Source organism: Variovorax sp. GW821-FHT09D04, from assembly GCF_059416405.1.
Genome location: NZ_JBWKPA010000003.1, coordinates 677,198 through 697,804, shown reverse-complemented (window position 1 = coordinate 697,804; position 20,607 = coordinate 677,198). Strand labels below are relative to the sequence as shown.

The 20,607-nt window shown below is 67.1% G+C and carries 19 protein-coding genes; 3 read left to right on the top strand and 16 right to left on the bottom strand.

Annotated features, from left to right (window positions below; genetic code table 11):
* Positions 1–6: 6 nt before the first annotated feature.
* The 13 genes from lpxA to rpsB form a co-directional block, all read right to left on the bottom strand.
* Entirely contained in the window at positions 7–795 is a 789-nt protein-coding gene (gene lpxA / locus AC07O4_RS13575) for an acyl-ACP--UDP-N-acetylglucosamine O-acyltransferase (protein WP_095745191.1), read from the bottom strand.
* Between the two features lie 25 nt (positions 796–820).
* Positions 821–1,276: a 3-hydroxyacyl-ACP dehydratase FabZ gene (fabZ, locus tag AC07O4_RS13570; RefSeq protein ID WP_056582588.1), complete on the bottom strand. Its 456-nt coding sequence runs from the start codon at positions 1,274–1,276 to the stop codon at positions 821–823.
* Positions 1,277–1,299: 23 nt separating this feature from the next.
* Positions 1,300–2,277: a UDP-3-O-(3-hydroxymyristoyl)glucosamine N-acyltransferase gene (lpxD, locus tag AC07O4_RS13565; protein ID WP_495267249.1), complete on the bottom strand. Its 978-nt coding sequence runs from the start codon at positions 2,275–2,277 to the stop codon at positions 1,300–1,302.
* A gap of 14 nt (positions 2,278–2,291) precedes the next feature.
* Entirely contained in the window at positions 2,292–2,837 is a 546-nt protein-coding gene (locus tag AC07O4_RS13560; RefSeq protein WP_070060531.1) for an OmpH/Skp family outer membrane protein, read from the bottom strand.
* On the bottom strand, positions 2,838–5,270 hold the full coding sequence (bamA, locus tag AC07O4_RS13555; protein ID WP_062471595.1) for an outer membrane protein assembly factor BamA: 2,433 nt from the start codon (positions 5,268–5,270) through the stop codon (positions 2,838–2,840). It lies immediately after the preceding gene.
* Positions 5,271–5,308: 38 nt separating this feature from the next.
* Positions 5,309–6,682 (bottom strand): RIP metalloprotease RseP, encoded by a 1,374-nt coding sequence (gene rseP, locus AC07O4_RS13550; RefSeq protein WP_495304794.1) that lies wholly within the window; start codon positions 6,680–6,682, stop codon positions 5,309–5,311.
* A 24-nt stretch (positions 6,683–6,706) separates the two neighbouring features.
* A complete protein-coding gene (gene ispC / locus AC07O4_RS13545; RefSeq protein WP_495304793.1) occupies positions 6,707–7,894 on the bottom strand; it encodes a 1-deoxy-D-xylulose-5-phosphate reductoisomerase in 1,188 nt (395 codons plus the stop codon).
* Entirely contained in the window at positions 7,891–8,736 is an 846-nt protein-coding gene (locus AC07O4_RS13540; RefSeq protein ID WP_095745189.1) for a phosphatidate cytidylyltransferase, read from the bottom strand. Before AC07O4_RS13540 ends, ispC begins: the two co-directional genes overlap by 4 nt.
* A gap of 24 nt (positions 8,737–8,760) precedes the next feature.
* The gene (gene uppS, locus AC07O4_RS13535) at positions 8,761–9,486 is read right to left on the bottom strand and encodes a polyprenyl diphosphate synthase (RefSeq protein WP_307583498.1); all 726 of its coding nucleotides are present in this window, start codon (positions 9,484–9,486) and stop codon (positions 8,761–8,763) included.
* A gap of 8 nt (positions 9,487–9,494) precedes the next feature.
* The gene (gene frr / locus AC07O4_RS13530) at positions 9,495–10,055 is read right to left on the bottom strand and encodes a ribosome recycling factor (RefSeq protein WP_495304792.1); all 561 of its coding nucleotides are present in this window, start codon (positions 10,053–10,055) and stop codon (positions 9,495–9,497) included.
* Positions 10,056–10,066: 11 nt separating this feature from the next.
* The gene (pyrH, locus tag AC07O4_RS13525; protein ID WP_095947731.1) at positions 10,067–10,789 is read right to left on the bottom strand and encodes a UMP kinase; all 723 of its coding nucleotides are present in this window, start codon (positions 10,787–10,789) and stop codon (positions 10,067–10,069) included.
* 99 nt (positions 10,790–10,888) lie between these two features.
* A complete protein-coding gene (gene tsf / locus AC07O4_RS13520) occupies positions 10,889–11,812 on the bottom strand; it encodes a translation elongation factor Ts (RefSeq protein WP_369632686.1) in 924 nt (307 codons plus the stop codon).
* A gap of 81 nt (positions 11,813–11,893) precedes the next feature.
* Positions 11,894–12,649 carry a 30S ribosomal protein S2 gene (rpsB, locus tag AC07O4_RS13515; RefSeq protein ID WP_062471618.1) on the bottom strand — a complete coding sequence of 252 codons (756 nt, stop codon included), beginning with the start codon at positions 12,647–12,649 and terminating at the stop codon, positions 11,894–11,896.
* A gap of 205 nt (positions 12,650–12,854) precedes the next feature.
* Here rpsB and AC07O4_RS13510 point away from each other — a divergent pair, with 205 nt between their 5' ends.
* Together AC07O4_RS13510 and AC07O4_RS13505 are read left to right on the top strand one after the other, a co-directional pair.
* Positions 12,855–14,177 (top strand): amidase, encoded by a 1,323-nt coding sequence (locus tag AC07O4_RS13510; RefSeq protein ID WP_495304791.1) that lies wholly within the window; start codon positions 12,855–12,857, stop codon positions 14,175–14,177.
* A gap of 57 nt (positions 14,178–14,234) precedes the next feature.
* A complete protein-coding gene (locus AC07O4_RS13505) occupies positions 14,235–15,488 on the top strand; it encodes a D-amino acid dehydrogenase (protein ID WP_492741158.1) in 1,254 nt (417 codons plus the stop codon).
* Here AC07O4_RS13505 and AC07O4_RS13500 read toward each other — a convergent pair.
* The gene (locus AC07O4_RS13500; protein WP_139704631.1) at positions 15,478–15,897 is read right to left on the bottom strand and encodes a hypothetical protein; all 420 of its coding nucleotides are present in this window, start codon (positions 15,895–15,897) and stop codon (positions 15,478–15,480) included. The genes AC07O4_RS13505 and AC07O4_RS13500 overlap by 11 nt on opposite strands.
* A gap of 43 nt (positions 15,898–15,940) precedes the next feature.
* Here AC07O4_RS13500 and AC07O4_RS13495 point away from each other — a divergent pair, with 43 nt between their 5' ends.
* Entirely contained in the window at positions 15,941–17,404 is a 1,464-nt protein-coding gene (locus AC07O4_RS13495) for an NAD(P)H-hydrate dehydratase (protein WP_495304790.1), read from the top strand.
* Positions 17,405–17,413: 9 nt separating this feature from the next.
* Here AC07O4_RS13495 and AC07O4_RS13490 read toward each other — a convergent pair whose 3' ends face one another.
* Together AC07O4_RS13490 and rnr are read right to left on the bottom strand one after the other, a co-directional pair.
* Positions 17,414–18,178, bottom strand: coding sequence for an SDR family oxidoreductase (locus AC07O4_RS13490; protein WP_495304789.1), 765 nt, complete (start codon positions 18,176–18,178; stop codon positions 17,414–17,416).
* Positions 18,179–18,245: 67 nt separating this feature from the next.
* Entirely contained in the window at positions 18,246–20,516 is a 2,271-nt protein-coding gene (gene rnr / locus AC07O4_RS13485; protein ID WP_495304788.1) for a ribonuclease R, read from the bottom strand.
* Between the last annotated feature and the right edge of the window lie 91 nt (positions 20,517–20,607).

Here is a 20,607-nt window from a genome sequence, read left to right as displayed (position 1 = left end):
CCCATGTCAGCGCGCGATGCCGCGCGTTGAATGGGCGAGGAAGGCCTCCATCAGCGCGACATCGCCGGCGGCCTCGGGCATTTCCGCTGCGAGCTCGGCGATGGCGGCGCGCGCCTCTTCGAGCGTCTTGCCCTGGCGGTACAGCAGGCGGTGCATCTGCTTGACCGCTGCGAGCCGCTGCGCCGAGAAATCGCGCCGGCGCAGACCCACGATGTTGAAGCCGCGCACGGCCAGCGGATTGCCATCGACCAGCATGAACGGCGGCACGTCCTGCGAGATCGCGCTCGCAAAACCGACCATGGCGTGCGCGCCCACCGAGACGAACTGATGGATGCCGGTCAGGCCGCCGATCGTGACCCAGTCGGCCAGATGCACGTGCCCAGCCAGCGTGGTGTTGTTGGACAGCGTCGTGTGGTTGTCGACCCGGCAGTCGTGCGCGATGTGCGTGTACGCCATGATCCAGTTGTCGTTGCCGACACGCGTGATGCCCCCTGCCCCGGGCACGCCGAGGTTGAAGGTGCAGAACTCGCGGATCACGTTGCGGTCGCCGATGGTGAGCTCGGTGGGCTCACCCGCGTATTTCTTGTCTTGCGGGATCGCGCCGAGCGACGAGAACTGGAAGATCCTGTTGTCGCGCCCGATGGTGGTGCGCCCTTCGATCACGCAGTGCGCGCCGATGGTGGTGCCCGCGCCGATCCGCACGTGCGGGCCGATCACGGTGTAGGGACCGACCGACACCGAGGCGTCGAGCTGGGCCTTCGGGTCGACGATCGCGGTCGAATGAACCTGGGTCATGCCTTGCAAGAGACGATGAGCCGGATCAGCTGTTGATCTGGCGCATGGCGCACATCAGCGAGGCTTCGCACGCCAGTTCGCTGCCCACGAGCGCACGGCCCTTGAACTTCGAGATGCCGGCCTTCATGCGCTCGATCTCGACTTCCAGCGTGAGCTGGTCGCCCGGCTCCACGGGGCGCTTGAAGCGCGCGCCGTCGATGGCCGCAAAGTAGTAGACCGTGTTGTCGTCGGGCACGATGTCGAGCGAGCGGAACGACAGCAGCGCCGCGGCCTGCGCCATGGCTTCGAGCATCAGCACGCCCGGCATCACCGGACGGTGAGGGAAGTGGCCGTTGAAGAAGGGCTCGTTCATCGTCACGTTCTTGAGCGCCGTGATGCGCTTGCCCTTCTCCATGCTCAACACCCGATCCACCAGGAGAAACGGGTAGCGATGCGGCAGCAACTTGAGAATTTGGTGGATATCGAGCGTCGTGTCCGTCATGGTGTTCTGTTCCTGCATCGTCGTCATTGTTTCGAGGGGGCTTTTTCCAGCGCCTTCAGTCGTTCGCGCAGGCTGTGCAACTGCTTGAGCGTTGCCGCATTCTTTTCCCAGTTCGCATTGTCATCGATCGGAAACATGCCGGTGTACTGGCCGGCCTTGCGGATGGAGCGTGTCACCACGGTCGCCGCCGACACATGCACGCCGTCGGCCACCGTGAGGTGGCCCAGCACGATGGCGCCGCCGCCGAAGGTGCAGTGGGCGCCGATGGTGGCGCTGCCGGCCACGCCGACGCAGCCCGCCATGGCGGTGTGCTTGCCGACGCGCACGTTGTGGCCGATCTGGATCAGGTTGTCGAGCTTCACGCCGTCTTCGATCACGGTGTCGTCGAGCGCGCCGCGGTCGATGCAGGTGTTGGCGCCGATCTCGACGTCGTTGCCGATGCGCACCGCGCCCAGCTGCTCGATCTTGACCCAGGCGCCCTGGTGCGGCGCGAGGCCGAAGCCGTCGGCCCCGATCACCACACCGGGGTGCAGCAGGCAGCGTTCGCCGATGGTGCAGTCTTCGCTGACCGTGACGCGCGACTTCAGCACGGTGCCCGCACCGATGCGCGCGCCCCGCTCCACCACGCACAGCGCGCCGATGCGCGCGGTGGCGTCGACCTGAGCTTCGGGATGGATCACGGCGGAAGGATGGATGCGATCGGCTTCCGGGCGCGCATGGTGCGCTTTCCACAGCTGCGTCAGGCGCGCAAAGTAGTAGTACGGATCGGGCGTGACGATGTAGGCGCCACGCGCCGCGGCGGCCTCGCGCATGGCGGGCGACACGATGACACAGGCCGCCTTGGAGGCGGCCAGTTCCTGCTGGTATTTGGGATGGCTCAGGAAGCTGAGCGCATCGGGCTGTGCATTCTGAAGCGGCGCGAGCCGCTCGATGGACAGCGTGGCATCTCCATGAAGCTCGCCCCCGAGGGCGTCAACGATGGCTCCGAGCTGCAGCGACACGCCGGTTCGCGGCGTTACTTGCCGGCCGCAGGCGCAGAGGAGCCGACCGACGCGTTGAGCGCCTTGATCACCTTGTCGGTGATGTCGTGCTTCGGGTTGATGTAGATCGCTTCCTGGAGGATGGCGTCGTACTTTTCGGCTTCGGCGACCTGCTTGACCACGCGGTTGGCGCGCTCGTAGACCTGCTGGAGCTCTTCGTTCTTGCGCGCGTTCAGGTCTTCCTGGAACTCGCGGCGCTTGCGCTGGAAGTCGCGGTCCTGGTCGACCAGCGAACGCTGGCGCGAGACGCGCTGGCTTTCCGACAGGGTCGGTGCCTCGCGCTCGAACTTCTCCGAGGCCGTCTTCAGCGCATCGCCCTGCACGGTCAGGTCCTTTTCGCGCTTGAGGAATTCAGCCTCGAGCTTGGCTTGCGCGGTCTTGGCCGGCTGCGCTTCGCGCAGCACACGGTCGGGGTTCACGAAACCGATGCGAAAGCTTTCCTGGGCCTGCGCGGGCGCAGCCATGAGGGCAAAAGCGGGAATCAGGAACGCGCCGGCGGCAGCGCGAATCAAATGCTTCATTTAGAAAGACGTTCCGATCTGGAATTGGAGGCGCTGAATTCTATCCTTCGGGATCACGACGAACCCGGTGCTCGGATCCGTCACTTCCTTCTGGGATTTGACGGGGAAGGCGTAGGCCAGGCGCAGCGGGCCCAGCGGCGAGATCCAGCTGATGCCCAGGCCGACCGAGGCGCGCAGCTTCTTCTGGGCCTTCCATTGCTCGTCCGTCACGTTGGGTGCACGGGAGCCGAACACGTTACCGACGTCGAAGAAGCCGTACAGGCGCAGCGTGCGGTCGTTGCCGGCGCCGGGGAACGGCGTGCTCAGCTCGGCGTTGAAGATAGCCTTCTTGGTACCGCCCAGTGCCGCGCCTTCGGTCTGGCCGAGCAGCGGCTGGTCGCGCGGGCCCAGCGAGTTCTGCTCGAAACCGCGGATCGAACCCAGGCCACCGGCGTAGAAGTTCTTGAAGATCGGGTAGACCTTGCCACCGAAGGCCTTGGCATAGCCTACTTCGCCGTTGATGGCGAAGGTGTACTGCTTGTTGATCGCGAAGAACTGCTGGTACTGGTAGCTGGTCTTCAGGTACTTCATGTCCCCGCCCACGCCCAACTCGAGGTTGGCGCGCTGCAGGCGGCCGGTGGTCGGGACCAGCGCGCTGTCGCGGCTGTCGCGGCCCCAGCCCACGGTCAGCGGGATGCCCCAGACACTCTTCTGGTCGCAGCTGGTGACGAACCAGCCGGTCGCGTCCTTGCCGCAGTGGAAGTAGTTCAGGTACGACTGCGGCGTGGTGAGGCCGGCGAGCGCCGAGCGGTTCGGGTCGAACGCGTAGCGCTCCAGGCCGACGCCGAAGAAGACGGTGTCGAGTTCGCTGAACGGCACGCCGAAACGGATCGAGGCGCCCTGGTTCACCAGCTTGTAGTCGCCGTCTTCGTTCGTGGAGTACGGGCGCGTCGTCGTGTGGTAGACGCTGATCGTGCGCGAGATGCCGTCCTTGGTGAAGTACGGGTCGGTGGTGGTCAGCGACAGCGTGCGGTTGTACTTGCTGGTGTTGACCTGCACGCCCAGGAAGTTGCCCGAGCCGAACACGTTCTCCTGCGAGATGCCGAAGGTCAGCGCGACCTTTTCCGCGCTCGAGTAGCCGGCGCCCAACTGCAGCGTGCCGGTGGGCTTTTCAGCCACGTTGACGGTCAGGTCGACCTGGTCGGGCGAGCCGGGCACTTCCTGGGTCTCGACGTTCACTTCGGTGAAGAAGCCCAGGCGGTCCACGCGGTCGCGCGAGACCTTGATCTTGTCGCCGTCGTACCACGAGGCTTCGAACTGGCGGAACTCGCGGCGGATCACTTCGTCGCGTGTCTTGTTGTTGCCGCCGACCGACACGCGGCGCACGTACACGCGGCGCGAGGGCTCGGCCTGCAGCGTGAGAGTGACGCGGTTGTTCACGCGGTCGATGTCCGGACGCGCCTGCACGCGGGCGAAGGCGTAGCCGAAGGTGCCGAAGTAGTCGCTGAAGGCCTTGGTGGTCTCGGTGACCTGCTCGCCGTTGTAGGGCTCGCCGGGCTTGATCGTGATGAGCGACTTGAACTCGTCGTCGCGGCCCAGGTAGTTGCCGTCGAGCTTGATGCCCGCCACCACGAACTTCTCGCCTTCGGTGATGTTCACCGTGACGCTCAGGTCCTTGCGGTCCGGCGAAATGGCGACCTGGGTCGAATCGATGCGGAACTCGAGGTAGCCGCGGGTGATGTAGTAGCTCTTCAGTGTCTCGAGGTCGGCGTTGAGCTTGGCGCGCGAGTACTGGTTCGACTTGGTGTACCAGCTCATGAAGCCGCCGCTGTCCTGGTCGAACAGGCTCAGCAGCGTCGATTCGCTGAAGGCCTTGTTGCCGACCACGTGCACTTCGCGGATGCGGGCGGACTCGCCTTCGGTCACGGTGAACGTCAGGTTCACGCGGTTGCGCTCGATGGGCGTGACGGTGGTCACGACGTTCGCGTTGTACAGGCTGCGGCTCACGTATTGGCGCTTGAGCTCCTGCTCGGCGCGGTCGGCCAGCGCCTTGTCGTACGGGCGGCCGTCGGCCAGTCCGATTTCACGCAGCGCCTTCTGCAGCGCCGCCTTGTCGAATTCCTTGGCGCCGACGAAGTCGACGTCGGCGATGGTGGGCCGCTCTTCGACGATCACCACCAGCACGTTGCCGTTGACGTCGATACGCACGTCCTTGAACAACCCCAGGTCGAACAGCGCGCGGATCGCGGCCGAGCCGCGTTCGTCGCTGTAGGTGTCGCCCACACGCAGGGGCAGCGACCCGAAGATCGTGCCGGCCTCGACGCGTTGCAAGCCTTCGACGCGGATATCGCGCACCGTGAAAGGCTCGACGGCCCAAGCGGCCGTGGCCGCCAGCGTGCTGGCCACCACCGCGGCAACGCTACGCAGGCGAAAGCGACTGAAGTTTGTGTTCATCTGTGAATTGGGCCGGCACGGAAAGGGCCGGCAGAAAGTTAACCAAAGAGCCGCGTGACGTCGTTGAAGAGTGCGACCGACATCATCACCAGCAGCAAGGCGACACCGCCACGCTGCAGCCGTTCCATCCAGGCGTCGGAGACGCTTTTCCCGGTCAGGCCCTCCCAAAGATAATACATCAGGTGCCCCCCATCGAGGACCGGCAGCGGCATCAGGTTGAGCACCCCGAGGCTCACGCTGATGAGCGCGAGAAAGACCAGGTACTGCGTCAGACCGAGGCTGGCGGACTTGCCGGCGTAATCAGCAATTGTTAAGGGACCGCTCAGGTTCTTGATCGAGGCTTCGCCGATCAGCATCTTGCCCATCATGCGAACCGTCAGCGCAGACACCTCCCAGGTGCGCACCACGCCGCGCCAGACGCCGTCGATCACGCCCTGGCGCACCGTGACCATCTCGGGCGGCGCGCCGACGTAGGCGCCGATGCGCGCGACCTTGACGGCACCCTCTTCGCGCACTTCCGGCTTGACTTCGAGCGAGAGCGGCTGGCCGCCGCGCTGGAGTTGCCAGGTCTGCGTGCGCGCCTGCCCGGTGGCATCGACGGAGGCCCGGATGACTTCGCGCAGCTGCTGCCCGTCGAGGATGGGGGTGTCGCCGACGGTCAGGACCAGGTCGCCGTTGCGCAGGCCCGAACGCTCGGCCGCGCTGCCCGCCATGACCTCGCCGATCTCGGGACGGGTCAGCGGTGCGACCACGCCGATCTTGCGGAACATCTGCGGATCGGCGTCCTTGGCCTCCATGCGGCTCAGCGGCAGGACCAGTTGGCGGCCGGGGCGACCGCCCTCACCTGCCACTTCGAGCGTGAGGTCGCGGCCGTCGAGCGCGCCGCGCGTCATGCGCCAGCGCAGGTCTTCGAAGGACTGGACCGGTGACAGGTCGCCGTCGAAACCGGCCTGGGTGATGTGTTCGCCGCCGCGCAGGCCAGCCGCCTCGGCCAGCGACGCCGCCACCGGCCGGGCCAGCTTGGCCACGGGCTCGTCGACGCCGATCCAGTTGACCGCCGTGTACAGAACGACCGCCAGCAGCAGGTTGGCGATCGGGCCGGCGGCCACGATGGCCGCGCGCGAGCGCAGCGGCTGGGTGTTGAAGGCGCGGTGCCGCTCCTCGGGCGCCACGGGGCCTTCGCGCTCGTCGAGCATCTTGACGTAGCCGCCGAAGGGAAAGGCGCCGATCACGAACTCGGTCTGCTGCCCCGGATGCTGGCGCTTGGGCTGCCAGCGCAGGAGGGCCCTGCCAAAGCCGACCGAGAAGCGCTCCACCTTGACGCCGCAGGCCACGGCCACGCGGTAGTGGCCGTATTCGTGGACCGCGATGAGGACGCCGAGAGCGACCACAAAAGCTATGACGGTGAGCATCGGGGTCCTCTGCGCATTAGGAAATCAGGCCGCGAAACGTGCCGCGGCGGCATTGGCCGCCTCGCGGGCGCTGGCGTCGAGCGCCAGCAGGTCGGCCAGCGATGCCGGCTTGGAGGGCATGACCGCCTCCAAAGTTTCCAGATTGACCGCATGAATGCGATCGAAACGCAGGCGCCGGTCGAGAAAGGCGGCCACCGCCACCTCGTTGGCCGCGTTCAGCACCGCCGTGGTGCCCGACGCAGCGCGCAAGGCCTGCCATGCCAGGCCCAGGCCGGGGAACAGCGCAGGATCGGGCGCGTCGAACGTCAGCGAGCCCATCTGGCGGAAATCGAGCCGTGCCGCCCCGCTCTCGACGCGCTCCGGCCAAGCCAGCCCGACCGCGATCGGCACCCGCATGTCGGGCGTGCCGAGCTGGGCGATGACCGAGGCGTCGGTGAACTGCACCATCGAATGGACCACGCTCTGCGGGTGGATGACGACCTCGATCTGCTCCGGCGACACGCCGAACAGGTGGCGCGCCTCGATTACCTCGAGCGCCTTGTTCATCATCGTGGCCGAGTCGACCGAGATCTTGCGGCCCATGACCCAGTTCGGGTGCGCACAGGCCTGCTCGGGCGTCACGGCGCCCAGCGTGTCGGGTGCCCGGGTGCGGAACGGGCCGCCCGAGGCGGTCAGGATGATCTTGTCGATGCGCCGCGCCCAGGTGGACGGGTCTTCGGGCAGCGACTGGAAGATGGCCGAATGCTCGCTGTCGATGGGCAACAGCGTGGCGCCGCCCTCCTGCACCGTGCGCATGAACAGTTCGCCGCCGACGACCAGGGCTTCCTTGTTGGCCAGCAGCAGACGCTTGCCGGCGCGCGCGGCGGCCAAGCACGGCGCCAGGCCGGCAGCACCGACGATGGCGGCCATCACGGCATCGACTTCGTCGTCCGACGCTATTCTTTCGAGAGCATCGTCGCCCATCAGGACGCGGGTCGGCAGATTGTTCTGCTTGAGCTTTTCAGCCAGCAGCGCGGCATGCGGCGCACTCACCATGACGGCGAAGCGCGGCGAAAAGCGCGCGCATTGGGCCAGCAGCTCGTCGACCTTGGTGGCCGCCGAGAGCGCAAACACCTCGAAGCGCTCGGGGTGACGGGCGATGACGTCGAGCGTGCTGACACCGACCGAACCGGTCGAGCCGAGCACCGTGACACGTTGTTTGAGAGTGTTCACAGGAAAGCCAGCATCATGGCAATGGGAAGTGCCGGCAAGAGGGCATCCACGCGGTCGAGCACGCCGCCGTGGCCGGGCAGCAGCCGGCTGCTGTCCTTGGCGCCGGCGCTGCGCTTGATCAGCGATTCGACGAGGTCGCCGACGACGCTCATTGCCGCCAGGAACACCGCCCCGATCAACAGCAGCCACCAGCCGCGCTCATGCAGGCGGGTGTAGAGGCTGGGCACCGTGGCGCCCAGGCTCTTGTCGGCCCAGACCCAGGCGAACGCCAGCACGATGACGCCGGCCATGCCGCCCCAGACACCTTCCCAGCTCTTGCCGGGACTGATGGCCGGCGCCAGCTTGGCGCGGGTGAACTTCAGGCCGAAGGCGCGGCCGGCGAAATAGGCGAACACGTCCGCCACCCAGACCAGAACCAGGATCGACAGCAGGAAGTTGATGCCGACCATGCGCGCCTGCACCGCCGCGAGCCATGCGACCCACAGCGCCAGCAGGCCGCCCACCAGCCGCAGCCCGCGCGGAATGCGCGGCCAGCCGGGCACTGCGACGCGCAGCAGCGCCGCGCCGCCGAGCACCCAGGCCGCGCTGGCCAGGGCCCACATGAGGAACAGGCGCTGCTCCAGCAGCCCCAGCCACCACGACAGCCCGCACAGCGCCACCATCTCGGCGCCCAGGAACAGCGACATGCCCTGCCCGTAGCCGTTCAGGCGCCCCCACTCCCACGCGGCGGCGCCGATCAGCACCAGCATCACGCAGGCGAAGGGAATGTGGTTTCGATAGAACAGCGCCGGCAGCAGGATCGCGAGCAGCACGATCGCCGTGAGGATGCGTTGTTTGAGCATGCGGAAGGTGGTGTCGGGCCGTTGTCAGGCCGCGGAAGCCGAGACCTGCGCCGAGGTCTGGCCGAAGCGACGCTCGCGGCCCTGGAACGCGGCAATGGCCTCGTCCAGTGCGGCTTCGTCGAACTCGGGCCACAGCTTGTCGCTGAAGAACAGCTCGGCGTAGGCACTCTGCCAAAGCAGGAAATTCGACAGCCGCTGCTCGCCACCCGTGCGGATGAACAGGTCGGGGTCGGGCACGTGGGCCAGCGCCATGGCGCGATCGAGGTTCATCTCGGTCATGGGCAGGCCCTGCTCGGCGAGCTTGGCCGCGGCGCGCGCGATGTCCCAGCGCCCGCCGTAGTTGAAGCAGATGTTGAGAACCAGACGCGAGTTGTGGGCCGTGGTTTGCTCGGCCGACACCAGGCCGGCCACCATCTTGTCGGACAGGCCGGCGCGTTCGCCCACGAAATGCAGCCGCACGCCATCGGCATTGAGGCGCGGCACTTCGCGCGCCAACGCCCCGACCATCAGCTGCATCAGGCCGGAGACTTCTTCAGGGGGACGGTTCCAGTTCTCCGAGGAGAACGCGAACACGGTGAGCACGCCCACGCCACGGTCGGCGCAGGCCTTGACGCAGCGCCGCAGCGACTCCACGCCCTGCTTGTGCCCCGCCACGCGAGGCAGGAAGCGCTTGGTGGCCCACCGGCCATTGCCATCCATGACGATGGCAACGTGGTGCGGAGGGGGCGTCGTCTGCGGCGAGGAGGCCATGCGGAGCCTCAAACGGCCATGATCTCCGCTTCTTTCGCGGTGACCAGACGGTCGATTTCCGCGATGTGCTTGTCGGTGACCTTCTGGATCTCGGTCTCGGCGCGCTTCTGGTCGTCTTCCGAGGCCAGCTTATCCTTCACGAGCTTCTTGACCGCTTCGTTCGCGTCGCGGCGCAGGTTGCGCGTCGCGATCTTGGCGCTCTCGCCTTCGTTGCGGACCAGCTTGGTCATTTCCTTGCGACGCTCTTCGCTCATGGCGGGCAGCGGCACGCGGATCAGATCGCCCATCGAGGCGGGGTTCAGGCCCAGGTCGCTCTCGCGGATGGCCTTCTCGATCTTGGCGCCCATGCCCTTTTCCCAGGGCTGGACGCTGATGGTGCGCGAGTCGAGCACCGACACGTTCGCCACCTGGCTCAGCGGCACCTGCGAGCCGTAGTACTCGACGTGGATCGAGTCGAGCAGCGCCGAGTTGGCGCGACCCGTGCGGATCTTGGTGAGGTTGTTCTGGAAGGCGGCGAGCGACTGGTTCATCTTCGCGTCGGTCGCACTGCGAATGTCTGCAATGGTCATCTCAATTACTCCTAGGCATGCACCAGCGTGCCCTCGTCCTCGCCCATCACGACGCGCTTGAGGGCGCCGTTCTTGAAGATCGAGAACACCTTGATCGGCAGCTTCTGGTCGCGGCACAGCGCGAAGGCCGTGGCGTCCATGATGCCGAGATTCTGCGCAATCGCCTCGTCGAAGGTGAGCGAGGCGTAGCGCGTGGCTTCGGGGTGGGTCTTGGGATCGGCGGTGTAGACGCCGTCCACCTTGGTCGCCTTGAGCACCAGCTCGGCGCCGATTTCGGCACCGCGCAGCGCGGCGGCCGTGTCGGTCGTGAAGAAGGGGTTGCCGGTACCGGCTGCGAACACCACGACCTTGCCCTCTTCGAGGTACTGCAGGGCCTTGGGGCGCACATAGGGCTCGACCACCTGTTCGATGGCGATGGCGGACATCACGCGGGCCACGAGGCCCTGCTTGTTCATCGCGTCGGCCAGGGCCAGCGAGTTCATGACGGTGGCCAGCATGCCCATGTAGTCGGCCGTGGCGCGGTCCATGCCGACGGAGCCTCCCGCGACGCCGCGGAAGATGTTGCCGCCGCCGATCACGACCGCCACCTGGACGCCCATGTTCACGACCTCGGCCACTTCTTCGACCATGCGCACGATGGTGGCGCGGTTGATGCCGAAGGCGTCATCGCCCATCAATGCCTCGCCCGACAGCTTCAACAAGATTCGCTTGTGGGCTGGGCGGGCATCAGACATGGGCATTTTCCTTAGAGGGTTGGCGGGGGCGAGTGTAAAACGTGGCGGTGAAAAAGCGGCGGCACGCTGTCGCGCACCGCCGCTTGGAGGCCTGCCGGATCAGGCGGCAGCCTTGGCAGCAGCGACCTGGGCAGCGACTTCGGCAGCGAAGTCGTCGACCTTCTTCTCGATGCCTTCGCCGACCACGTACAGAGTGAAGCCCTTGATCGTGGTGTCGGCGGCCTTGAGCATCTGCTCGACGGTCTGCTTGTCGTTCTTCACGAACGGCTGGTTGTGCAGCGAGACTTCCTTGAGGTACTTCTGCACGCCGCCTTCGATGCGCTTGGCAACGATGTCGGCCGGCTGCGGCTTCTTGCCTTCGGCTTCGGCCGTCTTGCGGTCTTCTTCCGCCTTGCCGGCGGCCACAGCGCGTTCTTTTTCGATCAGGTCGGCGGGCACGTCCGATGCCTGGATGGCGACCGGCTTCATGGCGGCGATGTGCATCGCGACGTCCTTGGCCGAGGTGTCGTCACCTTCGAACTCGACCATCACGCCGATGCGCGTGCCGTGCAGGTACGAAGCCAGCTTGCCGTTGCCCGTGAAGTGCTTGAAGCGGCGGAAGCTCATGTTCTCGCCGATCTTGCCGATCAGGCCCTTGCGCACGTCTTCGAGCGTGGGGCCGAAGCCGTCCTGCTCGTAAGCCAGCGCGCCCAGTGCGGCGATGTCGGCGGGGTTGTTCTTGGCGACCAGCATCGCGGCAGCGTTGGCCATGGCCAGAAAGCTGTCGTTCTTGGTGACGAAGTCGGTTTCGCAGTTGATTTCGATCATGCCGCCGGCAGCGCCGTCGACGAAAGCCGTGACCACGCCTTCAGCGGTGATGCGGCCCGATGCCTTGCCAGCCTTGTTGCCGAGCTTGATGCGCAGCAGCTCTTCGGCCTTTTCCATGTTGCCGTCGGCCTCCGTCAGGGCCTTCTTGCATTCCATCATGGGCGCATCGGTCTTCGCGCGCAGTTCGCCGACCATGCTTGCGGTGATTGCAGCCATTTGTGTATCTCCGTAAATCCAAAAATCAGGTTAAAAAAAAGGGGCACCAAAGCCCCTTCTTCAGGCTCGCGAACGCGCCTATCAGGCCGAAGCGCCTTCTTCGACTTCGACGAATTCGTCGCCGCTGCCTTCGGCAACGGCCTTGACCACGTCACCACCGGCGCTGTTGCGGCCTTCGATGATGGCGTCGGCGATGCCACGGGCGTACAGCGTGACGGCCTTCGACGAGTCGTCGTTGCCGGGGATCACGTAGTCGATGCCTTCGGGCGAGTGGTTGGAGTCGACCACACCGATCAGCGGGATGCCGAGCTTCTTGGCTTCGGCCACGGCGATCTTGTGGAAGCCCACGTCGATCACGAAGATGGCGTCGGGCAGCGCAGCCATGTCCTGGATGCCGCCGATGTCCTTCTCGAGCTTCGCGATTTCGCGCGAGAACGTGAGCTGCTCTTTCTTGCTCAGGCTGTCGAGGCCGGCTTCTTGCTGGGCCTTCATGTCCTTCAGACGCTTGATCGAGGTCTTGACGGTCTTGAAGTTGGTCAGCATGCCGCCGAGCCAGCGGGTGTCGACGAAAGGCACGCCGGCGCGGCGAGCTTCTGCAGCGACGATTTCACGGGCCTGGCGCTTCGTGCCGACCATCAGGATCGTGCCGCGGTTGGCCGTGAGTTGCTTGGCGTACTTCATCGCGTCCTGGAACATCGGGAGCGACTTTTCCAGGTTGATGATGTGAATCTTGTTGCGGTGACCGAAGATGAACGGAGCCATCTTGGGGTTCCAGAAGCGGGTTTGGTGACCGAAGTGGACACCGGCTTCCAGCATTTCGCGCATGGTGGTCGACATTGAATTTACTCCAAAGGTTGGGTCTAAAATCCAGCCCGTTTTGCGCCCCTTCGACGGGGTCGCAACACCTTGATTGGGCCGGTTTGCGGATGTGCTTGACTGGCGGCGACAGAACTGTCGCATAACCAGCGAAACCCAAAGAGTATAGCACGGCGGCCACCCCCTCCTCCCTCGAACCGAGCCGTTCCAAGGTACCCTCGACGCCATGAACGACCTTCACGCCACCCGTCTCACCCTTCTGGCTGGCGGTTCCGATGCGCGCACCGAAATGGAGCGCGCCATCGCCCTCTCCGAATCCCCGGCCTGCGCCCACGTTTTCACCCGCACGATGTTCGACGAGGCCCGCGCGGCCGCCGCCGCATCGGCGCCCGAAAGCCGGCTGGCCGGACTGGCCTTCACCAGCAAGGACCTGTTCGACGTCGCCGGCCAGCCGACACCCGCCGGCTCGGCGGTGCTCTCGCACGCACCGGCCGCCCCGGCCGATTCGCTCGCCGTGGCCCGGCTGCGCGCCGCCGGCGGCGTGCTGACCGGGCGCACCAACATGACGGAGTTCGCCTTTTCCGGCGTCGGCGTCAACCCGCACCACGGCACGCCAGCCAACGCGAGCGACACCGCCACGCCACGCATTCCGGGCGGCTCGTCGTCCGGCGCGGCGATTTCGGTGGCAAGCGGCGCGGCCTTCATCGGCCTGGGCTCCGACACCGGCGGATCGATCCGCATCCCGGCCGCGCTGAACGGCATCGTCGGCTTCAAGAACACCGCCCGCCTCACGCCTGCCGACGGCGCGCTGCCCCTGTCGACCACGCTCGACACCGTCTGCGCCATGACCCGCTCGGTGCGCGACGCCGTCACCGCGCACGAAATCCTCTCGGCGCGGCAGGTGACGCCCGGCTCGGCGTCGCTGTCGGCCTACCGGCTGGCCGTCGTGAAGAACGTCTTCCTCGGCGACCTCGAGCCCACCGTGGCCACAGCCTTCGAGCGCTCCCTGGCCACCCTGCGCGCCACCGGCGCCCATATCCAGGAAATAGTGCTGCCCGAGCTGGCCGACCTGCAGAGCATCAACGCCACCGGCGGCTTCTCGGCGGCCGAGTCGTACGCCTGGCACAGGCTGCTGCTGGAGCGCAGCGGCGCCGGCTACGACCCGCGCGTGGCGCAGCGCATCCTGCGCGGCGCCGGCATGAAGGCACACGAGTACATCGACCTGGTCCGCGCCCGTCGCGACTGGATCACCCGCGTCGAGAAGGCGCTGGCACCGTTCGACGCCGTGGTGTCGCCGACCGTGCCGATCACGGCACCGTCCATCGCCAGCGTGGCACCGGGGGCCGAGCGCGACGACGAATTCTTCCGCGTCAACGCGCTGCTGCTGCGCAACCCGTCGATCGTCAACATGCTCGACGGCTGCGCCATTTCGCTGCCCTGCCACGTCGCCGGCGAACTGCCGGTCGGCCTGATGCTGTGGCACGGCGCGATGCACGACGACGCCGTGCTCGCGGTGGCGCTCCAGGCCGAACGCACGCTACAGAAATAACCGCTGTCACCGCCCGCCTCACGGGCGTCAGCCGCTTCTTTTATCTAGAACATTTCAATGAAAATCGCGATCGTGGGCGCCGGCATCGTCGGCGTCACCACCGCCTGGGAACTGGTTTCCGACGGCCATGAAGTGAGCGTGTTCGAACGCCGCGGCGCCGCCGCCGAAGAGGCCAGCTTCGCCAACGCCGGCGTGGTCGCGCCGGGTTATGTCACGCCGTGGGCCGCACCGGGCATGCGCGGCAAGGTGCTGCGCTCGCTGCTGTCTTCGCACGGCGCCATCAAGCTGCGCTGGCCGCTGAGTTCGCGCGACCTCAGCTGGATGTCGCGCTGGCAGAAGGCCTGCAAGCTCGAGACCTACCTGGCCAACCGCGCCCGCATGCAGCGGCTGGCTTTCTACAGCCGCACCCGGCTGCACGCGGTGACCGAAGCACGCGAGCTGAGCTACGAACGCAGCGATGGCTACCTGGTGCTGCTGCGTTCCAAGCGCGAGAAAAAGCTGGTGCAGCCCGGGCTGGAGGTGCTGCGCTCGGCCGGCAGCGTGTTCCGCGAGATCGACGCCGACGAGGCCCGCCTGATCGAGCCCGCGCTCAACCCCGACACCCCGCTGGCAGGCGCGATCCACCTGCCGGAAGACGAGGTCGCGAACTGCCGCCAGTTCGCACTGCTGCTCAAGTGGGAAGCCGAGGCTTTGGGCGCGCAGTTCCACTTCAACTGCGACATCGCACCCCTGAGCCGCGCCGCCCCCACCTCGCTGACGCTGGCCAGCGGCTCGGACGCATTGCAGTTCGACGCCATCGTGGTGTGCGCCGGGCTGTCGTCCGCCGCGCTGCTGCGCCCGCTGGGACTGCGCATTCCGCTGGCGCCGGTCTACGGCCACTCGGTCAGCGCCCCGGTGCGCGAGCCGCTCAACGCGCCGCGCAGCGCGGTGATGGACGAACGCTACAAGGTCGCGATCTCCCGCCTGGGCCAGCGCGTGCGCGTGGCCGGCAGCGCCGAGATCGGCGGCTCGCCCGACGCCATGAGCCCGGCCGCGATCCAGACGCTCTACAAGGTGCTGCACGACTGGTTTCCGGGCGCAGCCACGCTGCAATCGGGCATCCAGCAATGGAAGGGCGCCCGGCCGATGCTCCCCGACGGCCCGCCGGTGCTGGGCGCCAGCGGCATTCCCGGCGTGTGGCTCAACCTGGGCCACGGCTCGAGCGGCTGGGCGCTGTCTTGCGGCAGCGCGCGCGTGCTCGGCGACCTGATTGGCGGGCAAGACCCCGGCATCGACCTCGAAGGCCTGGGGATCGAGCGGCTCAGTCTTTAGGACCCCAGCGGCGCAGTTGCTCGGGGGTGGCCGGTTTTTCCACCGGCAGTTCGGGCCGGGGCGCCCAGCGTTGGGCGATCAACCCCAGGATCGCCGGCGCGATCAGCCCGAAGAACACCAGCACCAGCAGGTCCAGGCTCAACATCAGCCACTGCGTGCCGGACCCTGCCTCGACCGGCACGTCGAGCCACCGGATCACACCGATGCCATAACCCACGCCCAGGGCCCACGCGATGTCGCGCAGCGGCACCCGGCGCAACACCTCGGCCAGCAGGAACAGCCCCCACACCACGATCAGCAGGCCGACCGCCCAGGCCGCGCCGGCGATCATCGCTGCGGCCGCGCCAACGAAGCCGGCCAGGCACGCCAGCAGCAGAAGCAGCAACCAGCCGAAGGTCTTGAGCGTCATCGGTCGATGATAGGAGGCGCGGCGTCGGCGGCACAATGGCTCGATGCATCGCATCACGTCCGCCAGCGCCGCCGACCTGTTCGACATCGCCGCCACGCGTCGCATCGAGCAGGCAGCAGCCTCCGCCCTCCCCCCTCACACACTGATGCAGCGCGCCGGCCTCGCGGCGGCGCGGCTCGCAATGGCGCTCGCGCCGCACGCGCGAACGATCTGGATCGCCTGCGGCCCCGGGAACAACGGTGGCGACGGCTTCGAAGCCGCGGCGCAACTGCGTCATCGCGGCCTCTTTCCGGTCGTCACCTTCGTGGGCGATGAAGGCCGGCTGCCACCCGATGCCAAGGCGTCGCTGCAGCGTGCGCGCGATGCGGGCGTCACCTTCGCTTCGAAGCCGCCATCAAGTTTCGAGCTGGCGATGGATGCGCTACTCGGCATCGGATCAACCCGCCCGCCCTCGGGCACGATGGCCGAATGGCTTGCGCGGGTGCACGCGAGCGCCTCGCCGGTGCTCAGCATCGACGTGCCCTCAGGCCTCGATGCCGACACCGGCACGCTGGCCTCCAACGCAGACCAAGCACCGGCATCGGCCCGCGCCACCCTCACCTTCCTCACGCTGAAACCCGGCTTGTTCACTGCGCAAGGCCGCGACGCAGCCGGCACGGTGTGGTTCGACGATCTGGGTTGCAGCGCTTTCATCCAGGAGCGAGCGACGGCCCGCCTCGCAGGCGCGCCCGATATCCAGCCGCGCACCCACGCCTCGCACAAAGGCAGCTACGGCGACGTCGCGGTGATCGGCGGCGCGTCGGGCATGGCCGGCGCTGCGCTGCTGGCCGGCTCGGCCGCGCTCCATGGGGGCGCGGGACGCGTGTTCGTCGGATTGCTCGATCCCCGCGCAGCGCCGGTCGACACCTCGCAGCCCGAGCTGATGCTGCGCGACGCCCATTCCCTGGACCTCGCCGGCATGACGGTCGTGTGCGGCTGCGGTGGCGGCGATGCCGTGCGCGAACTGCTGCCGCGCGTGCTGTCGACGGCCGCCGCGCTGGTGCTCGACGCCGACGCGCTCAACGCCATCGCCGCCGATCCGTCACTTCAGGCGCAACTGATCGCGCGAGGCCAGGCCGGCGCCCCCACCGTGCTCACGCCGCATCCGTTGGAAGCCGCGCGCCTGCTCGGCGACACGACGGGCGGCGTGCAAGCCAACCGCCTGGCCGCGGCCCGCGCGTTGGCATCGCGCTTCGGCGCGGTGACAGTGCTCAAGGGGTCTGGAACAGTGATGGCCGATGCGGGCGACGAACCGCCGGTCATCAATCCGACCGGCAATGCCCGCCTCGCCACCGCAGGCACCGGCGATGTGCTCGCCGGCATGATCGGGGCGGCGCTCGCGATGCGCCGCCCCGCGTTCGAGGCAGCGTGCGAAGCCGTCTGGCAGCACGGCCGCATCGCCGACCTGTGGCCGGCCGATGCGGCCCCGCTCACGGCAGGCCCGCTGGCTCGCCGCGCACCCGACTGAGCGCAGGACTCAGCCGCGCCCGACGAAGGGCATCTTCGTGGCCATGATGGTGTGGAAGAGCACGTTGGCTTCCAGCGGCAGGTTCGCCATGTAGAGCACCGACTGGCCGACGATCTTGACGTCGATCAGCGGCTCGATCGCGAGCTCGCCGTTGGCCTGCGGCACGCCGGTGGCCATGCGCGCGGCCAGCTCGGTCATGGCATTGCCCACGTCCACCTGCCCCACCGCGATGTCGTACTTGCGGCCGTCGAGCGAAGCGGTCTTGGTCAGCCCTTCGACCGCGTGCTTGGTCGAGGTGTAGGCCGCGGAATTCGGCCGCGGCGTGGTCGCCGAGATCGACCCGTTGTTGATGATGCGGCCGCCTCGCGGCGTCTGCGCCTTCATCGTGCGGAAGGCCTGCTGGATGCAGAAGAACATGCCGGTGAGGTTGATGTCCACCACGCCCTTCCACTGCTCGGGCGTCCAGTCTTCGAACGGTCCCGGCGGGTTGCCCACGCCGGCGTTGTTGAACAGCAGGTCGACGCGCCCGAAGCGCTCGACCGTGGCGCCGAACAGTGCCTGCACGGAGTCGGCATTGGCCACATCGGTCGGCACCGCGAAGGCGCGCGCACCCGCGTCCGATTCTTCCGCCACCTGCTCCAGCGGCTCGAGGCGGCGCCCTGCAAGGGCCACGCTCCAGCCGTCCGCCAGCAGGGCCAGCGCGGCCGCACGGCCGATGCCCGACCCCGCGCCCGTGACGATCGCGATGCGACCCTTGTTGTTTTCCACGCTCATGCTCCAAGTCTCCTTTTCAACTGATCCATACACACGGTAAGCAAACCGGTAGTGTGCACGGCGCGCCTCATCCTCGGCGGGGCTTGCGCCCCTTGCCCTGCATCTTGTTGGCAGCTTTCTTCACCGCCGACTTGAAGGCCTGCATGGCCGATTGCGGGCCGGCGGGCACCGCGGCAGCGCCGCCGCCACCGTGCTCCGATCGCGACTCGCCACCAGCCTCCACCTTGTGACGGGAACTGCGCTTGGCCGACGCCTTCACCGGCGCGCCGCCCTTGTCCTTCATGGCACGCGAGGTCAGGTCCTCGCCTTCGCGCACGAGGCGGAAGTCGATCTTGCGGCCGTCGAGGTCGACGCGGCTCACCTGCACCCGCACCCGCGTGCCGATGGCGTAGCGGATGCCGGTGCGCTCGCCGCGCAACTCCTGGCGCATCTCGTCGAACTTGAAGTACTCGCCGCCGAGTTCGGTGATGTGGACCAGGCCCTCGACGTACATCGCATCGAGCGTGACGAAGATGCCGAAGGTGGTGGCCGCGGTGACCACGCCGCCGTATTCCTCGCCGAGGTGCTCGCGCATGTACTTGCACTTGAGCCAGGCCTCGACGTCGCGGCTGGCTTCATCGGCGCGGCGCTCGTTGGCACTGCAATGCAGGCCGGCGGCTTCCCAGGCCAGCACTTCCTTGCTGGGCGCGACGGTCGCCTTCTGCGGCTTGTTGGTCGGCGCCTTGACGCGCGAGGCGAGCCGCTTGGCCAGCTTGGCATGCGCCTCGCCAGGCGTGGGCAGCATCGGCAGCTGGTAGCGCGTCTTGCCGAGGATCGCCTTGATCACGCGATGCACCAGCAGGTCGGGGTAGCGACGGATCGGGCTGGTGAAATGCGTGTAGGCCTCGTAGGCCAGGCCGAAGTGGCCGCTGTTGATCGGCGTGTAGATGGCCTGCTGCATCGAGCGCAGCAGCATGGTGTGGATCTGCTGCGCGTCAGGGCGCTCCTTGGTGGCTTCGGCGATCGCCTGGAACTCGCCGGGACGTGGCTCGTCGGTGATGCTCAGGCCGACACCCATGGCCTTCAGGTAACCGCGCAGGATTTCCTTCTTTTCCGGCGTCGGGCCTTCATGCACGCGGAACAGGCCCGGGTGCTTGCCTTCGGCGATGAAGTCGGCGCTGCAGACGTTGGCAGCGAGCATCGCCTCCTCGATCAGGCGGTGCGCCTCGTTGCGCGTGCGCGGCACGATCTTCTCGATGCGGCCGGCGTCGTCGCAGATGATCTGCGTCTCGGTGGTTTCGAAGTCGACCGCGCCGCGCTTGCCGCGCTGCTTGAGCAGCGCCTTGTAGACGTCGGCGAGGTTCAGCAGGTCCTTGACGCGGTCTTTGCGCTTGGCGGCTTCGGGGCCGCGCGTGTTGCCGAGGATGGCGGCAACTTCGGTGTACGTGAAGCGCGCGTGACTGAACATCACGGCCGGATAGAACTGATAGGCGTAGATCTCGCCGTCGGCGGCAACCAGCATGTCGCACACCATGCACAGGCGCTCGACCTCGGGGTTGAGCGAGCACAGGCCGTTCGACAGCTTCTCAGGCAGCATCGGAATCACGCGGCGCGGGAAGTAGACGCTGGTGGCGCGGTCGTACGCATCGATGTCGATGGCCGAGCCGGTCTGCACATAAGCACTGACGTCGGCGATGGCGACCAGCAGGCGCCAGCCCTTGCCGCGACCCACCTTCGCGGGCTCGCAGTACACGGCGTCGTCGAAGTCGCGGGCGTCTTCGCCGTCGATGGTGACCAGCGGCACGTCGGTGAGGTCGATGCGGCCCTTCTTGTCGGCGGGGCGCACCTTCTCGGGCAGGGCCTTGGCCTGCGCTAGGCACTCCGCGGAAAACTCATGCGGCACGCCGTACTTGCGCACGGCGATCTCGATTTCCATGCCGGGGTCGTCGATCTCGCCCAGCACTTCTCTCACGCGGCCCACGGGCTGGCCGAACAAGGCCGGCGGCTCGGTGAGCTGGACGACCACGACCTGGCCGACTTTGGCGGGGCCGGTGGCGCCCTTCGGGATCAGGACGTCCTGGCCATAGCGCTTGTCTTCCGGTGCAACGAGCCAGATCCCGCCTTCGTGCAACAGGCGGCCGATGATCGGCTGCTCGGGTCGCTCGACGATCTCGACCACGCGCCCCTCGGGGCGGCCGCGACGGTCCTGTCGCACGATGCGCGCCTTGACGCGATCCTTGTGCAGCACCGCGCGCATCTCGTTCGGTGGCAGGTAGATGTCTGCCTCGCCGTCGTCGCGTTGCACGAAGCCGTGCCCGTCGCGATGTCCTTGAACAGTTCCTTCGATTTCATCCAACAAGCTGCTGGAAGTGACATTATTTTTGATATGATCTCCTTCTTTCCTGAAATTCAAAACGTGGCTGCTTCTGCAGTCATGTGGGCCCAGATGG